Source organism: Pseudotenacibaculum sp. MALMAid0570, from assembly GCF_040151415.1.
Lineage (GTDB): Bacteria > Bacteroidota > Bacteroidia > Flavobacteriales > Flavobacteriaceae > Polaribacter.
The window spans coordinates 317,976-335,826 of record NZ_JBDKWF010000050.1 but is presented as its reverse complement, the minus strand read 5'-3'; the positions used below and the strand labels follow the sequence as shown (position 1 = coordinate 335,826).

The 17,851-nt window shown below is 32.9% G+C and carries 24 protein-coding genes; 9 read left to right on the top strand and 15 right to left on the bottom strand.

The annotated features are described in order from the left end of the window. Positions 1-35 precede the first annotated feature (35 nt). A complete protein-coding gene (gene fabD, locus AAON49_RS13825; protein WP_349555422.1) occupies positions 36-923 on the bottom strand; it encodes an ACP S-malonyltransferase in 888 nt (295 codons plus the stop codon). A 97-nt stretch (positions 924-1,020) separates the two neighbouring features. Between fabD and AAON49_RS13820 the strand changes: the two genes are divergently transcribed. The 9 genes from AAON49_RS13820 to arsM all read left to right on the top strand — a co-directional run bounded on the left by AAON49_RS13820 (position 1,021) and on the right by arsM (position 7,309). Further along, positions 1,021-1,767, top strand: a complete 747-nt coding sequence (locus tag AAON49_RS13820; protein ID WP_349555421.1) for a queuosine precursor transporter — start codon at positions 1,021-1,023, stop codon at positions 1,765-1,767. 72 nt (positions 1,768-1,839) lie between these two features. Then, positions 1,840-2,547, top strand: coding sequence for a DUF547 domain-containing protein (locus tag AAON49_RS13815; RefSeq protein WP_349555420.1), 708 nt, complete (start codon positions 1,840-1,842; stop codon positions 2,545-2,547). 7 nt (positions 2,548-2,554) lie between these two features. Next, on the top strand, positions 2,555-2,890 hold the full coding sequence (locus AAON49_RS13810; RefSeq protein WP_349555419.1) for an arsenosugar biosynthesis-associated peroxidase-like protein: 336 nt from the start codon (positions 2,555-2,557) through the stop codon (positions 2,888-2,890). 1 nt (position 2,891) lies between these two features. Continuing rightward, complete coding sequence (gene arsS, locus AAON49_RS13805; protein WP_349555417.1) at positions 2,892-3,947, top strand: arsenosugar biosynthesis radical SAM (seleno)protein ArsS; 1,056 nt, start codon at positions 2,892-2,894, stop codon at positions 3,945-3,947. A gap of 6 nt (positions 3,948-3,953) precedes the next feature. Continuing rightward, positions 3,954-4,448 (top strand): rhodanese-like domain-containing protein, encoded by a 495-nt coding sequence (locus AAON49_RS13800; RefSeq protein WP_349555416.1) that lies wholly within the window; start codon positions 3,954-3,956, stop codon positions 4,446-4,448. A gap of 17 nt (positions 4,449-4,465) precedes the next feature. After that, a complete protein-coding gene (locus tag AAON49_RS13795; protein ID WP_349555415.1) occupies positions 4,466-5,107 on the top strand; it encodes a TIGR04282 family arsenosugar biosynthesis glycosyltransferase in 642 nt (213 codons plus the stop codon). Then, entirely contained in the window at positions 5,104-5,916 is an 813-nt protein-coding gene (locus AAON49_RS13790; RefSeq protein ID WP_349555414.1) for a purine-nucleoside phosphorylase, read from the top strand. Before AAON49_RS13795 ends, AAON49_RS13790 begins: the two co-directional genes overlap by 4 nt. Then, a complete protein-coding gene (locus AAON49_RS13785; protein ID WP_349555413.1) occupies positions 5,916-6,344 on the top strand; it encodes a DoxX family membrane protein in 429 nt (142 codons plus the stop codon). The genes AAON49_RS13790 and AAON49_RS13785 overlap by 1 nt, the downstream gene beginning before the upstream one ends. Further along, complete coding sequence (gene arsM / locus AAON49_RS13780) at positions 6,341-7,309, top strand: arsenosugar biosynthesis arsenite methyltransferase ArsM (RefSeq protein WP_349555412.1); 969 nt, start codon at positions 6,341-6,343, stop codon at positions 7,307-7,309. Before AAON49_RS13785 ends, arsM begins: the two co-directional genes overlap by 4 nt. Positions 7,310-7,413: 104 nt before the next feature. On the opposite strand, the gene AAON49_RS13775 is transcribed toward arsM, so the two are convergent. The 14 genes from AAON49_RS13775 to AAON49_RS13710 form a co-directional block, all read right to left on the bottom strand. Then, the gene (locus AAON49_RS13775) at positions 7,414-8,871 is read right to left on the bottom strand and encodes a nicotinate phosphoribosyltransferase (RefSeq protein ID WP_349555410.1); all 1,458 of its coding nucleotides are present in this window, start codon (positions 8,869-8,871) and stop codon (positions 7,414-7,416) included. A 136-nt stretch (positions 8,872-9,007) separates the two neighbouring features. Next, positions 9,008-9,187 carry a hypothetical protein gene (locus tag AAON49_RS13770; RefSeq protein WP_349555409.1) on the bottom strand — a complete coding sequence of 60 codons (180 nt, stop codon included), beginning with the start codon at positions 9,185-9,187 and terminating at the stop codon, positions 9,008-9,010. A 27-nt stretch (positions 9,188-9,214) separates the two neighbouring features. Beyond that, positions 9,215-9,532, bottom strand: a complete 318-nt coding sequence (locus AAON49_RS13765; protein ID WP_349555407.1) for an SLOG cluster 4 domain-containing protein — start codon at positions 9,530-9,532, stop codon at positions 9,215-9,217. Positions 9,533-9,539: 7 nt separating this feature from the next. Further along, the gene (locus tag AAON49_RS13760; protein ID WP_349555405.1) at positions 9,540-10,310 is read right to left on the bottom strand and encodes a nicotinamide mononucleotide transporter family protein; all 771 of its coding nucleotides are present in this window, start codon (positions 10,308-10,310) and stop codon (positions 9,540-9,542) included. After that, positions 10,297-10,770, bottom strand: a complete 474-nt coding sequence (locus AAON49_RS13755) for a macro domain-containing protein (protein WP_349555404.1) — start codon at positions 10,768-10,770, stop codon at positions 10,297-10,299. The genes AAON49_RS13760 and AAON49_RS13755 overlap by 14 nt, the downstream gene beginning before the upstream one ends. Next, the gene (locus AAON49_RS13750) at positions 10,757-10,981 is read right to left on the bottom strand and encodes a hypothetical protein (protein WP_349555402.1); all 225 of its coding nucleotides are present in this window, start codon (positions 10,979-10,981) and stop codon (positions 10,757-10,759) included. The genes AAON49_RS13755 and AAON49_RS13750 overlap by 14 nt, the downstream gene beginning before the upstream one ends. Further along, positions 10,974-11,480 (bottom strand): O-acetyl-ADP-ribose deacetylase, encoded by a 507-nt coding sequence (locus AAON49_RS13745; protein ID WP_349555400.1) that lies wholly within the window; start codon positions 11,478-11,480, stop codon positions 10,974-10,976. Before AAON49_RS13745 ends, AAON49_RS13750 begins: the two co-directional genes overlap by 8 nt. Continuing rightward, positions 11,474-12,319: a ribose-phosphate diphosphokinase gene (prs, locus tag AAON49_RS13740; protein WP_349555398.1), complete on the bottom strand. Its 846-nt coding sequence runs from the start codon at positions 12,317-12,319 to the stop codon at positions 11,474-11,476. The genes AAON49_RS13745 and prs overlap by 7 nt, the downstream gene beginning before the upstream one ends. Positions 12,320-12,384: 65 nt before the next feature. Then, complete coding sequence (locus tag AAON49_RS13735; RefSeq protein WP_349555397.1) at positions 12,385-13,074, bottom strand: NUDIX hydrolase; 690 nt, start codon at positions 13,072-13,074, stop codon at positions 12,385-12,387. A gap of 54 nt (positions 13,075-13,128) precedes the next feature. Next, the gene (locus AAON49_RS13730) at positions 13,129-13,638 is read right to left on the bottom strand and encodes a pyridoxamine 5'-phosphate oxidase family protein (protein WP_349555396.1); all 510 of its coding nucleotides are present in this window, start codon (positions 13,636-13,638) and stop codon (positions 13,129-13,131) included. 9 nt (positions 13,639-13,647) lie between these two features. Beyond that, positions 13,648-14,916 (bottom strand): POTRA domain-containing protein, encoded by a 1,269-nt coding sequence (locus tag AAON49_RS13725; protein ID WP_349555395.1) that lies wholly within the window; start codon positions 14,914-14,916, stop codon positions 13,648-13,650. 77 nt (positions 14,917-14,993) lie between these two features. After that, on the bottom strand, positions 14,994-15,827 hold the full coding sequence (locus AAON49_RS13720; RefSeq protein WP_349555394.1) for a universal stress protein: 834 nt from the start codon (positions 15,825-15,827) through the stop codon (positions 14,994-14,996). Between the two features lie 94 nt (positions 15,828-15,921). Then, positions 15,922-16,920: a glycoside hydrolase family 113 gene (locus AAON49_RS13715; protein WP_349555393.1), complete on the bottom strand. Its 999-nt coding sequence runs from the start codon at positions 16,918-16,920 to the stop codon at positions 15,922-15,924. A 27-nt stretch (positions 16,921-16,947) separates the two neighbouring features. Continuing rightward, a complete protein-coding gene (locus AAON49_RS13710; protein WP_349555392.1) occupies positions 16,948-17,817 on the bottom strand; it encodes a hypothetical protein in 870 nt (289 codons plus the stop codon). Positions 17,818-17,851 lie beyond the last annotated feature (34 nt).

Below are 17,851 nucleotides of genomic sequence, written 5' to 3'. Positions count from 1 at the left end.
CTAATGAGCGGGCTTTCATATTTTTATTTTTAAGATTATGCTTCCAAACTAGCTCCACTAGCCGCTACACTTCTATCTATCTTACGCATCAAACCCTGTAATACTTTACCTGGTCCTACCTCAATAAATTCGATTCCTCCATCAGCAATCATTGCTTGAATAGATTGTGTCCATTTTACAGGTGCCGTTAACTGAGCAATCAAATTTTCTTTAATCTCTGAAGCACTATTTACTGCTCTTGCTGGTACATTCTGATACACTGGGCAAGCAGGCTCATTAAAATGAGTTGCCTCAATAGCCGCTGCTAATTCTTCTCTTGCAGGTTCCATCATTGGAGAATGAAAAGCTCCTCCTACTGGTAATACCAAGGCTCTTCTAGCTCCTTTTTCAGTTAAAACTTCACAGGCTTTATTTATTGCATCAACTTCTCCAGAAATCACTAATTGTCCAGGACAATTATAGTTTGCAGCAACTACTACTCCATCAATGTCATTACATACTCCCTCTACTACTTCATCTTCTAATCCTAAAACAGCCGCCATAGTAGATGGTTGTATCTCACATGCTTTTTGCATAGCCATTGCACGTTGAGAAACTAATTTCAACCCATCTTCAAAAGATAAAACTCCAGCTGCTACTAAGGCAGATAATTCTCCTAAAGAATGTCCGGCTACCATTTCTGGTTGAAAACTGTCTCCTAAAACTTTTGCTAAAATTACTGAGTGTAAAAAGATAGCAGGTTGAGTTACTTTGGTTTGCTTTAATTCTTCTGCTGTTCCTTCAAACATTACATCGGTAATGCTAAAACCTAAAATATTGTTAGCTTGCTCAAAAAGCTCTTGTGCTAAATTCGATTTTTCGTACAAATCCAATCCCATTCCTGTAAACTGTGCTCCTTGTCCAGGAAAAATATATGCTTTCATATAAATTTAATTTCGTTGTTTGATGCCGCAAAAATAGGAATTTCTTTTCCAACCTAATAGCTTTTAAATATCTGTAATAGAATATTATCTTTGTTTTATGACAGAACAAAAAAAATCACATGCTGAGGTTATTTATTTGATTTTAGCAGCTTTATTCATTGCTTCTTTAGTAACCTCTAATTTAATTTTTCAAAAATTCTTTTATTGGTATCCTTTTGATGCTGAAATTTTTGGATCTAAACTATTTGAAGTTTCTGTAGGGTTGCTTCCTTATCCAATCACATTTTTAATCACAGATATTTTATCAGAAATCTATGGCAAAAGAAAAGCCAATCAAGTTGTAATTGCGGGTATTTTTGCTTCCTTTTTTTCATTGGCAATCATTTATGTTTCTAAAGAAGTTCCTGCCACACCTTGGTCTCCAGTAGATGACCAAACCTTTGTCAACGTTTTTGGAGCTGCTCCATTGGCTGTGCTCGCATCTATGCTAGCATATTTGTCTGCTCAGTTTATCGATATCCGAATCTATCATTTTTGGAAAAACTTAACCAAAGGAAAACATTTGTGGCTGCGTAATAACTTTTCTACGTTTTCATCTCAAATAGTAGATACACTCACAGTGTTGTTGCTCCTATGTTCTTTCGGAATCATTTCTTGGGATAATTTTACTGGACTTTTGATTAGCGGAGTTATTTTTAAAATCATGATAGCTGCCTTAGATACTCCAATTTTATATCTAGTAGTGTATGCGTTTAGAAAGTACTTTGGCTTGAAAAAAGGTGAAGAGATTCATGAAAAAATAATGGTAGAAGTAAAAAAAGAGATCAACAAAATTGGCAACTAAATCAAATTTATTTTTCCCTGTAATTAACTCAATGTTCTTTCGTCTAAATTGACATAATTAAGAACAAAAATGATGAAACAATTTCTGACACTTTTTCTAACCCTAGTCATTGTCTATAGCTACGCTCAATCTTCAACATTTAATAGTTTATTACAAAAACATGTAGATGCTAATGGAAATGTAGATTATAAAGCTTTAAAAGCCAACGAAAGTCAGTTAGACAATTATCTTTCTTACCTGAACAAAACATCTCCAGACAAGACATGGTCTGCAGATAAAGAAAAAGCTTTTTGGATCAACGCTTATAATGCATATACGATTAAAATTATCCTAGACAATTATCCTCTTAAAAGTATTACAAATATCAAAAAAGGGGGTAAAACTGTTTGGAAATATGACTTTGCAAAAGTTAGCGGAAAAACATACACCTTAGACCATATAGAACATGAGATTTTACGCAAAAAATTTAAAGACCCAAGGATTCACGTTGGTGTGAATTGTGCCTCGGGATCGTGTCCTAAATTAGCGAATGTTGCTTTTACTGAAGACAACATAGAGTTGGAGTTAGAAAGATTAATGAAAGAGTTTATAAATGATCCAACAAAAAACAAACTCACTAAGAAAAAAGTACAAATTTCAGAGATATTTAATTGGTTCAAAGGAGATTTCACGGCTAATGGTTCTGTAATAGATTACATTAACAAATATGCGGATACCCCTGTAAACAAAAAAGCTAAAATAAAATACCTACCTTACGATTGGAGTTTGAACGGTAAATAAATTTTTTATGTCAAAAACATATTATGATCCAGCCGACTTGCGAAAGTTTGGCAACATTACAGAATGGAGCGAAGAACTTGGGAACAAGTTCTTTGACTATTATGGAAAAGTCTTTGAAGAAGGAGCTTTAACTGCCAGAGAAAAGTCATTAATTGCATTAGCTGTAGCTCATACTGAACAATGCCCTTATTGTATAGATGCCTATACTAAAGACGGATTACAAAGAGGAATTACAAAGGAAGAAATGATGGAAGCTGTTCATGTTGGAGCAGCAATTAAAAGTGGAGCAACATTAGTTCATGGAGTTCAAATGATTAACAAAGTGAATAAGCTTGAAATGTAAAATGAGTAAAAAATCACTCTTAGCTAGAAATAATGATCTGGCAAATACCAAACGACAGTTGGAAATTCTCTCAAATGGAATTTTTGAAGATGGAGAATTGCCTACGTTCGCCAAAAAAATAAAGGAAACTAATCAGTTTCCGCTTCGCCCTAAAAAATTAGAAATTCTACAAATCAATGTGGGGTACATGTGCAATCAAGTATGCGCTCATTGTCATGTGGATGCTGGTCCAGATCGAAAAGAAATCATGACCAGAGAAACCATGCAACAATGCTTAGAAGTTATTAAAAAAACTGGAGCACACACCTTAGATTTAACTGGAGGAGCTCCTGAAATGAATCCAAATTTTCGCTGGTTTGTTGAAGAAGCTTCTAAAATAGGCATCAAAGACTTTATAGTGCGTTCTAATCTAACTATTATTAGAGCGAATAAAAAATATCATGATCTCCCAGAATTTTTCAAAAAACACAATGTGCATGTAGTAAGCTCTATGCCACATTGGACGCGAGGAAAAACAGACAAACAGCGTGGTGATGGTGTTTTTGACAAATCAATTCAAGCGTTAAAAGACCTCAATGCTGTGGGATATGGAATGCCCGATAGTGATTTGCGTTTGGACTTGGTATACAATCCTTCAGGAGCATTTTTACCTGGAGATCAAATGGCTTTAGAAGCTGATTTTAAAAAGGCATTAAAAGAAGATTTTGATATTGATTTTCACAATCTTTTTGCCATTACGAACTTGCCTATTAGTCGATTTTTAGATTATTTAATCGCTTCAGAAAACTATGAAGATTATATGTATGCTTTGGTAGAAGCTTATAATCCGTTGGCTGTAGAAAACGTAATGTGTACCAATACATTATCCGTAAGTTGGGATGGTTGGCTCTATGATTGCGATTTCAATCAAATGCTAAATTTAAAAGTAGCAAGCAAGGTCAAGCATATTTCAGAATACAACGAAGAACTCTTGCAAAACAGAAACATCATTATCAATCAACATTGCTACGGATGTACAGCCGGTGCCGGAAGTAGTTGTCAAGGAGTAGTTGCATAAAATCACATGAAACAATTTATTACACTCATATGTATCTTTATTTCTTTAGGAGCTTTCTCTCAAAATACTCTTAAAGATGTTTTAAAAAAATACAATTCAGAGAGCGTTCCTTATATAACTGTTGATACCTTAAAAAAGGTTATTCATAAAGGAGTTATTCTACTCGATGCCAGAGAGAAAAAAGAATTTAAAATAAGCCACTTGAAAGGTGCCCAATTTGTTGGATATGAAAAATTCAATTTAAAAAAAACGACCAAATCAATAGCTAACAAAGATGCAAAAATAGTTGTGTATTGTTCTTTAGGAGTTCGATCTGAAGATATTGCCGAGCAACTAAAAAATGCGGGCTATACAAATGTTTTTAATCTTTATGGCGGTATTTTTGAATGGAAAAATAAAGAGAATAAAGTGTACAATCCAAAAGGAAAAGAAACCGAAGAAATTCATGCTTTTTCAAAAGAATGGGCCGTTTGGCTTTTAAAAGGGAAAAAAGTGTACTGAAATAAACTCAACATTAAATGAGTAAAGATTTACTAATTGTATTTGTAAAAAATATCATTCTCGGAAAAGTAAAAACTAGATTGGCCAAAACTATTGGTGATGTTGGAGCTTTTAAGATTTATAGCGAACTCTTTTCTATTACTGAAGAAGAGTCTAAAAAAGTAGAAGCTAAAAGACATATTTACTTCTCGGATGTCATTATTCCTTCTAAATGGGAAAATGATCAAAAGTTTGTTCAGAAAGGTGAAAATCTAGGAATGAGAATGCAAAACGCATTTCAACAAGGTTTTGATGAAGGCTATGAAAACATCATTTTAATCGGTTCAGATTTACCAGACATCTCAAAAGAGGTCATCGAAAAGGGGTTTAAAAATTTAAAAAACAACGAGCTTGTTTTTGGACCAGCAGACGATGGTGGATACTATCTGATTGGGATGTCTAAAATGAATTCTTCTGTTTTTAAAGACAAACCGTGGAGTAAATCAACATTATTAGATGTAACTTTACAAGAAATCTCTAAGCAACAAAGATCGGTTTTTCTTTTAGAAACTTTAAATGATATAGATACATTTGAAGATTTAGTGAATTCTAATTTTTACAAAACCAGTATTCTTGCTCAAGAAATTGTAAAACAACAAAATACATCAATCGATAAATGAAAAAGCATCTACAAGAAACCACAGAATTTTTAAGAAGTCAAGGGTTTAATAATCCTGATATAGGTATTGTTTTAGGTACAGGATTAGGGCAATTGATTCATGAAATAGAAATCGAAAAAGAAGTTTCGTATGCTGATATTCCACATTTCCCACAAGCAACGGTAGAATTTCATTCTGGAAGATTAATCTACGGAAATCTTTCAGGAAAGAAAGTAATTGTGATGTCTGGAAGATTTCATTTGTATGAGGGCTATAATCCTTGGGAAGTAACTTATGGTATTCGCACTATGCACCAATTAGGAATTCAAACACTGCTTATCTCTAATGCCGCTGGAGCCATTAATCTTTCCTACAAAAAAGGAGATTTAATGGTAATTGATGATCATTTAAATCTACAAGGAAGTTCACCACTTGCTTTTGCAAAAGTGGGTGAATTTGGTGAACGTTTTGCCGATATGTTAGAACCTTATTCGAAGGAGATTAATGGTTTGTTAAAGTCTATTGCCAAAGCTAATAACATCAATCTTCATGAAGGAGTTTATGCTGGAGTTTTAGGTCCGCAGTTAGAAACAAGAGCCGAATATAGAATGCTGCAAATTTTAGAAGTTGATGCAGTTGGAATGAGTACTGTTCCAGAAGTAATTGTAGCAAAACACTTAGACTTACCTTGTGCTGCCGTTTCAGTATTAACAGACGAGTGTGACCCTAAGAATCTAGCTCCTGTAGATATTCAAGAAATTATTCAAGTTGCTGGAGAAGCAGAACCTAAAATGATTTTATTGTTTAAAGAATTAATCAAGCAACTTTAATGCAAAAAAACCAACAGATAGCTACGCTCACCATTCGGCTTTTACTTGGATTTATCTTCTTTTTTCAAGGATTTGGAAAAGTATTTACATTTGGTTTAGATGCTGTTTATACAAACTTTTTTAAAGCGAGTTACGCAGACATATTACCTGATTTCGTTTTACTTTTTACAGCGTATTATACTTCTTTTATAGAATTAATTGGAGGCTTCTTATTAATTATAGGGTTAAAAAGAGACATTACATTGTATTTTTTAGCCTCTGTTTTAGTGATTGTTACTATTGGCCACGGACTTAAAGATCCTATCTGGGATTTATCGCATGTGATGTATAGAGCAATTCTTTTAATAAGCTTGTTATTATTACCAAAAGATTACGACAAATTTTCCGTTGATTACTTTATCAGCAAAAAAATAGGAAAAGCAGAATGAGTTATTTAGAAACCACAAAAGACGTATATAAAGAAGCGGCATTAACACCAGATATAGGCTTATGCTGTACCACAAATCCTATTTGGGAATTACCCGGTTTAAAGATTCCACGTATCATGCAAGAAATGAATTACGGCTGTGGAAGCACTGTACATGCTCGTGATTTAACGAATAATCCTAAGATGTTATATGTTGGAGTTGGCGGCGGAATGGAGTTGCTACAGTTTGCCTATTTCAATCGTCAAAAAGGAGGTGTGATTGGTTTGGATGTTGTTGATGAAATGTTAGAAGCTTCTCGCAAAAATTTTAAAGAAGCAGAAGAAATGAATCCTTGGTTTCAAAGCGATTTTGTAGACCTTCGAAAAGGAGACGCTATGAACTTACCTGTGGAAGATAATTCTATTGATGTAGCTGCTCAAAATTGCTTATTTAACATCTTTAAATCTGATGATTTAAAGAAAGCTATTGCAGAAATGTATCGTGTGCTAAAACCTCATGGTCGTTTGGTAATGAGTGATCCTACTTGCGAGCAACCTATGAATGAAGAACTTCGCAACGACGAACGTTTACGTGCTTTGTGTTTGAGCGGTAGTTTATCTATTGCCGATTATGTAAAAGCTTTAACAGATGCTGGATTTGGCACCATAGAAATTAGAGCTCGTAAACCTTATAGAATCTTAGATCCTAAGAATTACCCTACTGACGAATTAATCTATATCGAATCTATAGAAGTAGCGGCCATTAAAGACCCAATGCCCGAAGATGGCCCTTGTATTTTTACCGGAAAAGCTGCAATATATTACGGCGATCAAGAATATTTTGATGATGGTAACGGACACACATTACTACAAAACCAACCTTTGGCTATTTGTGATAAAACTGCTGCTGCTTTGCAAGCTTTAGGAAGAAATGATATTTACTTTTCTGAATCTACCTTCCATTACGATGGTGGTGGGTGTTGTTAGCTCTCTGTCATTTCGAGAGTAGTCGAGAAATCTAAAAAACAGAAAAATTTATTCTATTAAATTAAAAAATCCCTGAATTACTTCAGGGATTTCATTTTGAAGAGTTAAGAATTGGATTTTATTCTTTTTCGTATTTCAGATAATTTCTCATCTTTTAGCAATTTCCCATCTCTGTAGATTTCTCTTAACTCTCCTTGTTTTTCTTCTTCCCAGCTAACCTGATCTATCAGTTGATAACTACCATTCTCTTTTACAATTTGGATCAATCCCTTAGCTGATTTCTTAGTCCCGTCATCTGTGATTGGATCTTTGTAAATTTCTCTTCCAACTCCATTCACTTCACCATAAGTAGCTTTCATAGCAAATCCAAAAGTATCTCTTGTATTATACTGATAAGTAAAAGAACCGATTCCTAATACTACATTGGTAGAAGCAAATCCTTTTTGTTTTAATCGCTCACAAATTTGAGTAGCTCTATCTATGGTAATGCTGTCTCCATAGATAGCTCCAATGTGAGAATCTAATTCTTTGTATCCTTTTTCATTGATAGTCCCTCCAAAGGTTTCCCATAGTAACTCAATAACTCCTTTTTTCTCTACCTCAGTTTCTCCATTTGGATTTCCACAGATGATATCTACTGGATCACCACTATCAGGACGAATCACAACTTTTCCATCTCTTTGTAATACTTCTTCTTTTAGGTTTGGAAGATATTCAGTCAACACTTTCCATAAATCCCATGTATCCGAAACAATAGATACGATTCCATTTGGATATACTTCTGTAATTAATCTTTTAAAAGTTTCTTCTTCTCCAGAATTTGTTCCCATACACATTACCGAGTGCTCAGTAGCAGCTACAGAACCCCCAATTAAGTCATAATCAGAATCAGCATTGTAATACTCCTCTAAGAAATCAATAGATGGAATGGTATCCGTTCCAGTAAAGCTTAACAAGTGGCCTGAAGCAGATAGTACAGCAGATTCTAATCCAGCCATTCCTCTCATTGAAAAATCATGACCTTGCCAATCTACAAACTCAGGAATTGAAGACGTTTCTTGAGCGTATTTATCAAGGATCGTTCTGTATTGTTTTGCAATTGTTGCTGAATTACATGGCAACCATAATGTAGTTGAAAGTAGCGTTTCAAAATAGTTCGTTAACCAGAAAAATTCAGGCTTAGTATTATACATGGTTACCATAGGCACTCTTACAGGAACAGAAACCCCTTCAGGTAGAGCTTTAATAACCATTGGAAGATATCCTAAGTCGTGTAAAGCTTCAATATGCTCTATACCCACTTTATTTTCTCCTAGATAGTTATTGATTCTCCTAGAATACCCCTTACTTATTACTTCTTTAGGTTGGTTAAAGAAGTTTTTATTGAAGTCTTCAATGATATACTTCTTAATGAAATACTGTAAACCAAAAAATACAACTTCATTGATTCCTGGGATTCTACTTTTTCTTGGTGTCCAATTCGAATAAACTAATGTTGTCTGCTCTGGATATTGTCTTCTGTGATCTACTTTATAACCGTCTGTGTATAATAATGGGTTCATAATGTTTTTTATTTGCGTAATAATGACACAAATATATATAAAGAAATTACTTTCACAAATTATTTTGTGTATTTTTTACGCAAAAAAATCAATTTAAAACGTAAGACACTGTTTATTAATCGATTAAAAATTAAAATTATTTGGGGTTTTTAATGACTATTTCCAATTCTTCAATAGAATTAATAACAGAAAACAGATGATGTTCTCTTTCAGGAATGATGGTTTTTTTAAGAGTTTCAATGATTTGATTCCAGAATTCACCTATAAAAAATAGCTTTGCTTGATTTTTCTTAGTCTCTTTTCTAATAATATCCAACGCTAAGAAAATCTCAGAGAGTGTTCCTTAACCACCTTTTTGTACTATGAAAAGATCAGTATCTTCAATTAATAGTTGTAGTCTTTTAAATAATTTTTCAGTTACAATAGTATCTGTTAAGAATGAGTTTCCTTTTTCTTTTCCGACTTGCTTACAAGTAATTCCAATAGCTTGACCTCCTTCTGAAGTAATTCCTTTAGAGACCGCCTCCATCATTCCTCCATAACCACCATTTTTAACAATATAGTCATGCTTATGCAGTAGCTTACCTATCTCAACAGTTTCTTTGTATTCTTTAGTTTCTCTGTTGTTTCCAGATCCTCCAAAAAGAGCTGCTCTTTTCATAACTCCATCATTTTTTATCTTTATTAAACTTCCAATCAAAAAAAGTTAGAACTACATTGATTATGTAGAATAAGTACTTACCAACATTCGCCCAGTTAAAAAGTAGTGTGTTTTTAATTACTTGTATAATGTTATAGATTAACCAACCTAACCAAGTTTCTTGATACTTAAAAGCTGTTGCGGTATTTGAAACAATGGAAATACCAAAAGTAATTGCTATGGAATGAAACAAAAGTTTTGATTTTAGGTCTGAATACCAAGATAGAGAAGTGTCGAAAGCATAGAACCCAATAAATGTTAACCCATAACCAACTATCATTCCTATTGCTACTATCCAGAAGTATAACTTATCTTTTTGCTTTATCAAAACCCCTTTACTCCATTTTATTGATCCGTAGATTGATAAAATAAATGTTAAAGGATATGTTATCACAGCAGACTTATTACCCAGTGCAAAGTCGATAAAGCAAACACAGATTGTAGTAAAAATCCCTATGATGTTTCCAATATTACTTTGCTTGCATATTAATCTAGCAGACATCATAGAAAAACAAGCTACAACAATTGAGAAAATTCCAAGCGGAAATGCACCTTTAGATAACATATTTGACCACTGTTCGTAGTCAATATTAAATAAGGGATTCGATTTATAGTAGAAGGTTTTATGGTATCCTAAAGAAATGCTAGTTACCAAAATAATTGAGACAGCAAATATATCTAAGTATTTACTGTGGACTATACGTCTTAACTTTGGATATGGTATTTCATTTAAAATCATAAACAACGGTTTTGATTTTATTTTTAATTAGACTTTCTTCCAAAATAGGTTCAATATTTTCCCATTTTCCTCCTGCTAACCCACAGCCTATTCTTGGCATGTGAACTGATGCATTTAACTTTCCAGCTTGATGAGCTACCTTCTGCATTCCTTCTTTGATAGCATCATATCGAATTGGAGGATTCCCTTGCTTGTCTTTTCTAATTTTATGCTGTCCAATTAGATTTGCTATCCATAAATTATCTTCTACCTTAATAAATTGAACTTCTCCTAACCCAAAATCTTTTTGAGAAGCATACCATTCTCGATATGCTTTTTCAGGAGCTTTCCATCTATTTGAAATTGCTAATACAAAGCCTTTTCCCCATCCACCAATATCATTACACACATGAACAATGATCTTGTTCTCATCTCCTTTTGGTTGTGTTGCATCGCCCGTTATGTATTTAATTGTCTCCATCTATAATCTTTATTATTCTTCTTGCAAATTTCCTATCCAGTTCTTTCATTTCTTCTGATAATTCATCATATGATAAAAAACATTCTCTTTCCCATCGTTCGATTCTTTCTTTTGATATGTTCTCTTCTTGAACTATTTTCTTTGCCCAAGACATCCACATTAAATGAATCTCAGAAGATACTTTTTCTAAAATCAATTCTGAACTATTCATCAAGCACGGATTTATAAATTTCATAATTCTCCTCATCAAAACAAACAAAAATTACTTTCTCTAAAATCGAGTTTTCTTTAATTGTTTTGATAGCAATTTCAGCAGCTAATTGCTTTGGAAAACGATAGATTCCTGTGCTTATATTTGGAAAAGCAATGGATTTTAAATCATTTTCCGCAGCAAGTAACATACTGTTGTGATAGCAGTTGGCTAATTGTTTTTCTTTTTCATAGTTTTTCCCACCGTTATATACGGGTCCAACTGTATGTATCACTTTTTTAGCTGGTAAATTTCCCGCAGTAGTTATGACTGCTTCACCAGTTTTACATTTCCCTTGTCTATTTCTAATTTGTCTGCATTCTTCTAAAATGGCATTCCCTCCAGCTCTATGAATTGCCCCATCTACTCCGCCACCTCCTAGTAAGGATGAGTTGGCAGCATTCACTATCACGTCAGCCTCTATCTTAGTAATATCTCCTTGTATTAATTCTATTACCATCTTGTAATCTTTTCAACAATACTTTCTAGGTTAATTTGTTCAACTTCCTGAACATTCTTAAAACTATCGGTTGTAAATACTTTTTTGAATATGCTGTTTAACTTCTCTGTTCCTTTACTAAAAATTCCATGACTTACAGCTAAGTATAAATCTCCAGCATTCTTTTTCTTTAATTCTCCTGCTAGTCCTATAAAAGTTCCACCTCCATCACAGATATCGTCTACAATTAAACATTCCTTACCTTTTAAATCATCCTCATACACTTTAAAGCCTTCTAATTGACCATTCTTTACATTTCTTTTCTTTGAGCACTCGACTACAGGGATACCGTCTAAAAATTCTGATACTTTGTATATCTTTTTTAAAGCTCCCCCATCTGGAGAAATCAAAAGAACGTCCTTATTCATTTTACTCAATACCTTCTGAATAAATTTGTGATTGGTAACCACCTCACAGTCATTTAATAGAGCAGGAGTTACTTCAGAATGAGGATCAAAAATGGTAATACGATTTAAACTCAAACTATTTAAGATATCAGCATATACTTTTACACTCAACGCTTCACCAGCTACCATAACTCTATCCTGTCTTGCTCCAGGGAAATAAGGTAAAAACACATTGATTTTTTCAACTCGCATTCGCTTTAAAGCATCAACTGCACATAACAATATTCCAAAATCATTAAATGATTGGATTCTGGTCGTAATTGTCACTTCATTAACCTCAGTTAAATCACTTTGGATTTTGATATGAGGCTCTCCTCCAGAAAAAATGAATGATGAGTATTCAATAGCATTTGCTCCTAAAGGTGAAAAGTTTGAATCTAAGTTTAAAATCATTTTTGTGTTATTTTTACGCAAATCTAAGAGATGATTTTAAACTGACCAAACTTTTTGTGTAAAAATTACACAATCTTTATTTCGAAATGGAAACCTTCTTTAACGAGTTCATTGTATTTTGAAGTATTGAAACGGAACAATTTTGCAGGTCTACCGCTACCTTGCTGACTAATTTTATCTGTTTCCTCTACTATACCGAAACTGAGAATTTTTTTTCTAAAATTTCTTCTGTCGATATCATTTTCAAGGATAGTAGAGTATAATTGTTCCAAATCTGAGAAAGGAAATTCTTTGTTGAGAAGATCAAAACCAATTGGTTGATATTGTAATTTTCCTTGTAATCTTTTTTTAGCCATATTTAAAATGACTTTATGATCAAAAGCAAGTTTTGGAATCTTATTGATTGGAAACCATTGTGCTTCATCAGCATCAGTATCAGCTTTGATTGTAAAGTGATTTGGCCTTACTAAACCAAAATAACTAATAGAAACCACACGGTTTCTGGGGTCTCTATTAGGTTTGCCAAACGTGTAGAGTTGCTCTAAGTAATCTATCTTAACACCTGTTTCTTCTTTCAACTCTCTCTTTACCGCATTTTCTAAGGATTCATCCTCCAAAACCAATCCACCAGGTAACGCCCAAGAGTCTTTAAAAGGCTCAACACCTCTTTTTATCAATAAAACAGAAAGACTTTTGGATTCATATCCAAAAATTACTGCATCTACTGCTACTCTAATATTTTGTTGCAAACTCATTATTTGTGTTATATAAACACAAAGTTAAAAATAAAATAGATAAGTAATCTTTTATTATTTATTAAATTGAACTTCTGGTGACTTCCAAGTAATAGAATCTCCTAGAATGCTATTCTTTTCAGAAATCACGTTTATTTTAGATGGGATTACTTTAATAAGCAAGTAATTGGTGTTTCTGTCTTTATAGAAATTTTCCCATTCTTCTTTCCAAAACTTTTCTTTAGCTTCTTTTGTATTGACCAGAGTTGCATTTCCTTGAATAGTAACATATCCTGGGTCAGTTTTATCAAAATAATAGAGAGTTACTTTAGGGTTGTTCTGTATCTCTTTTACTTTCTTGCTTTTAGGGTTGGTTGCCATCCAAATGGTAAAATCTTCTTCAGGTAAAAAAGGGTCCATCGTTCTTGCATGAGCTATTCCTAAAGAATCTACAGTAATCAAAGCACAATTTTTAGACGCAATAATTAGCTCTTTAGCAATCTCTTTTAGTTCTTTCTTAATCACTTGTCTCTTTTCACAGCCATAGAGGCTTATGAGAAATAGAATGATTATACCTTTTTTCATGTCTTACTTTTAAAAATACTGACCAATTCCAAACACAAAACCTTGCGTTCCGTTTTTGGTAATTCCGTATCCATAATCGATACGAAAAATAGCATTGTATACCTTTTTATGTATAAAACGAATACCTAAGCCTGGATAAATTCGTAAGTTATCACTATCGCTAAAATCTCCTAAATCGCCTCCAGGGTTTCTCCAAGAACCTGCATCAATAAATGCATTTCCTTGAATCATTAAATTCTTTTTTCTATACAAAACGTGTCTGTATTCTGTATTGATCACAATAACTCCAGTTCCACGATCGATAATATTTCCTACTCCGCGAACATTAATATTATTATCTACAGAAAATGGTGCAAAAGGAGTATCTTCATTACTAGCAAAACCAATACGAACTCGGTTTGCCCAATTACCATTTTCTCCAAACCGTTTGTAATAAAAGAAATCATTCCACCAGATAGAAAAATCGGGCAACTGTGTTCCGTTTGCCTTCACATATTGAAAATTAAATAAGCTTCTAAATCCAGATACACTTTCATAAAAATAGTCCAAGGCATTGTATTCATAAATAAATTTGAGCAACGATTTATCAACCACTAAACTTTGAGGAACACTAGGACTAGTAGCTCCAAATTTATATTGATAATCTTCCGTAAAGATATTCAACCCAGCTTCTATTCTATTTCTAAAATTAAACTGAACCAGTCCTAATAGTTCATATGAAGTATTATTGTACTTATAGTCTGCGGTAGTATTATTAAAAAACACAGGTTCTTGGGTAGTGAGGTTTTGGTAGGTAAAGGACAGCCCAAATTTTCGCCCAAATAAGAAAGGAGCTCTAAAGTTAAATGCATGTGAATTATAGATGTCTCGTTGAAAAAAACCTCCTATCGTAATATTTCTTCCTAAAAAATTAAATTCATTTATCCCAACTCGATAAGCAAACTCATCATTATTTGTTGTGTACACATTTCCATAGGGAATAATGGTGAAATTTTCTTCAATATTTACAAATACATTGTAGAGATTGTCATGAGAAAAGAAGATCTGGAAATACGCATGTGAAATTGCAGGCAATCTCTTTAATTGAGCAATATCCTTTTTCAGTTTTGCAGAATCTAAGACCTCTCCCGATTTAGATTCTAACATACTCTTTATAAAAGAGGCCTTTGTCTTCTTTGCTCCTCTTATTTTGATATCATATATTATCTTTTCCTGACCATAAGAAATGAATGTTCCTACAAGGAAAACAAATACCAAAAGTGCTTTTAAATATCTCACTATAATTTTTGACAGGAATATATCTTACAGCTAAGATATAAAGCATTTTCAACTCTTTCTACAGAATCTACAACGATTTATATTTTTACAGTCAAAATTGGGAGCGCTGCATGATTGGCTACATCTTCAGATAAACTTCCTTTAAAAATATGAGAAAGTCCTTTTCTACCATGTGTGCTCATTGCAATCATATCTGCTCCAACAGAATTTGAAAAATTGAATATTCCTTTTTCAACCGATTTGTCGCAAACGAAAGAGACTTCTTTCATTTTTTTTGTATTTCCATCTGCTACCATAAAAAAGTCGGCAGCCATTTTCTCCATTTCTGCTGTGGTTTTAAAATTATCGAAAGGCGTATTCACATACAAAAGGTTCATTTTCCCTCCAAAATCTTCAATAAGACTTTTCATTCTAATATAGGCTCCAACAGATTCTTTTGAAAAGTCTGTAGCATACACCACTTCTTCAAAGTCGAAATCTGTAAGGTCGTTTTTAACAATCATTACTGGAATTTCTGAAAATCGAATTACCTTTTCTGTATTCGATCCTACAAAAAATTCTTTAAACCCTGTTGCTCCGTGAGACCCCATAATAATCAAATCTGCATTTTCTTGTTTAGCCACCTCACTTATTTCACTAAAAACTTTATAGTGTTTTATGATAGAAGTAACTTTTACATCCTCAAGGTATTCCTTTTTTAAAAATTTTTGAAGCCTCTTTTTTGCCAATTGCAATAAGAATGCTGTTTTTTCTTGATGATAGCTAACACTCTCATTTAAGGATGACATTTGAAGGTCTAACATATGCAATGCAATAATTGCATCATTATTCTTTTTAGCTAATAATGCAGCTGCTTTTAGCGCATATTCAGAATGTTTTGAAAAATCGATGGGTACAATAATAGTTTTCATAAGCTTTACATTAAATCTAACTCAAAGTTAGAATCAAAATCGCTTTTATTTCATAACATTTATCATGTTTTCAAAACTAATTATTGCTTATCTTCTACTTGGTTTTGTACAATTTTTTAATTAAATCTTCGGCAGGTTTGTTTTGTGGTGTAAACCTATTATTGTCTTTTCCTCCTACTCTATCATGACGATGAAACCATTTCCAAATAAAGCCTCCAGCAAACCAACTTTCTTTCCAAAACTGATTGTGAAGTGCTTGTAATCCGTTCGACTGAGCTTCTAAATTTACTTCTCCAGAAACTCTTTTAGAATCCCAAGGTTCTTTGCCAGTATAATGTATACTTCTGTAACCAAATTCAGTAAATAAGATTGGTTTTTGAAAAGTTGATTGAATTTTACGAATCTCTTCTTTGGGTTGTTTCCATCCTTTTTCAAAATCCTGTATACTTGGTGTTTGTATATCTGTAATCGGAAAGTAAGCATCAACACCAATATAATCCAATAAACTCCAAAATTTCACTCGTTTAAATTCGTCCCAATTGGCAGCATAGGTTAATTTTCCTTTATAAATTTTTCGTATTTTTTTAATCAAAGATTTCCAATATTCGGGTCGTTGAGCTACAAATTTTTCTAGCTCTGTTCCAATACAAAAAATCTCTGCTTTTATTTTCTTTGCGGTATTGGCGTACGTAAGAATAAAGCTTTCATAAGATTCTTCTAAAATCTTCCATTTTTCTTCAGAATCCATTTCAATATGTCCTGTATATTCACCTCGCCAAACCCAAATCTGAGGTTTTAGCATCACTTTTATACCTTTTTTTCGGAATTCTTTAGCATACTGTTGTATTCCTATCTCTCTTTCACCAAACCACTGACGCTTTTCATTGAATCGAATTTCTGGAGAAGAAAGATTTTTGATAAATCCGAAAGGCATTAATGCTACATGACTAGCATTTACATTTCTTACCGGATTTGTATGTACGTAAGAAATACTATCCCCTGAAGCAACGAAACTAATTCCATTGATTTTCTGTCCGTAAAGAGATACAGAACTTAACAGTAAAATGAATAATAGCTGTTTTATTGGTTTCATTTTGAAACCCTAAAATAATTCAATTCTTTAGAATAAAGCTCTTAATCCAATGTTAAAAGTTTTTCCAAGACCGGTGTTATTTCCTCTCACAAAATCGGTGTACAGAAATTCTACATTAAACACTTTAGACAGTTGATACTTTGCGCCTCCTCCTAAAGCTGTAAAGTTTTGAGAAAAGTTGTTTCCTAAATCTAAACGTTGATTGTGTTGTGCTAAAGCTAAAATGGTGAACTTATCTGATGGAAAATAACTTAAAAAAATACCTGGAACTAGATTAAAACTATCATTTGCAAAACTATCATTATCATCACCAAAGTTATATTCAGTAGTTAATTCAGTAAAAATTTGCCAATCTCCGCTTGGAAAAGTATAGTCATAAAAAAATCTATTTTGCCAAATAAATCCTTTTTGATCTAAAAAGACATTATTACTGTTGCTTTCTTCATCAACAAGAGGAATGTGAAAAGCACTCTGAATCGTAAAATTTCCAACACTTTTAATGGGGTTGAATTTAATAGCTGGCGCAAAAGAGGTAAATCCAGATCTTTCTGTAATCCCATCATTACCAAAACTCAAAGCTGCTAACGCTTTTCTACCGCCAATTACATTAGAACGAAACTCTAAAAGCAATCCAATATTTACTCTATTGTTTTCTGAAATTCCAGTAAAAATATCTATAGAAGAAGTAAAAAATGTCTGTCTTGGCTCTGTTCCATTAGTAAAAGTACTTTCTGTTTGCGTATATAAATTGTTAAACCATTTGATATCCCATTGCCCTTTGTTTAAGAGTTTTGAAGGTGTGTAGGTTTGAATATTGCTTTTTGAAGTTGAATCATCTTCTTGAGAGAATCCTTGATAACTAATTATTAGTATAGCAATTAACAGTAATCGTTTCATAATGTTTTTTTAGATTAAGTTTTCTAATATTAAT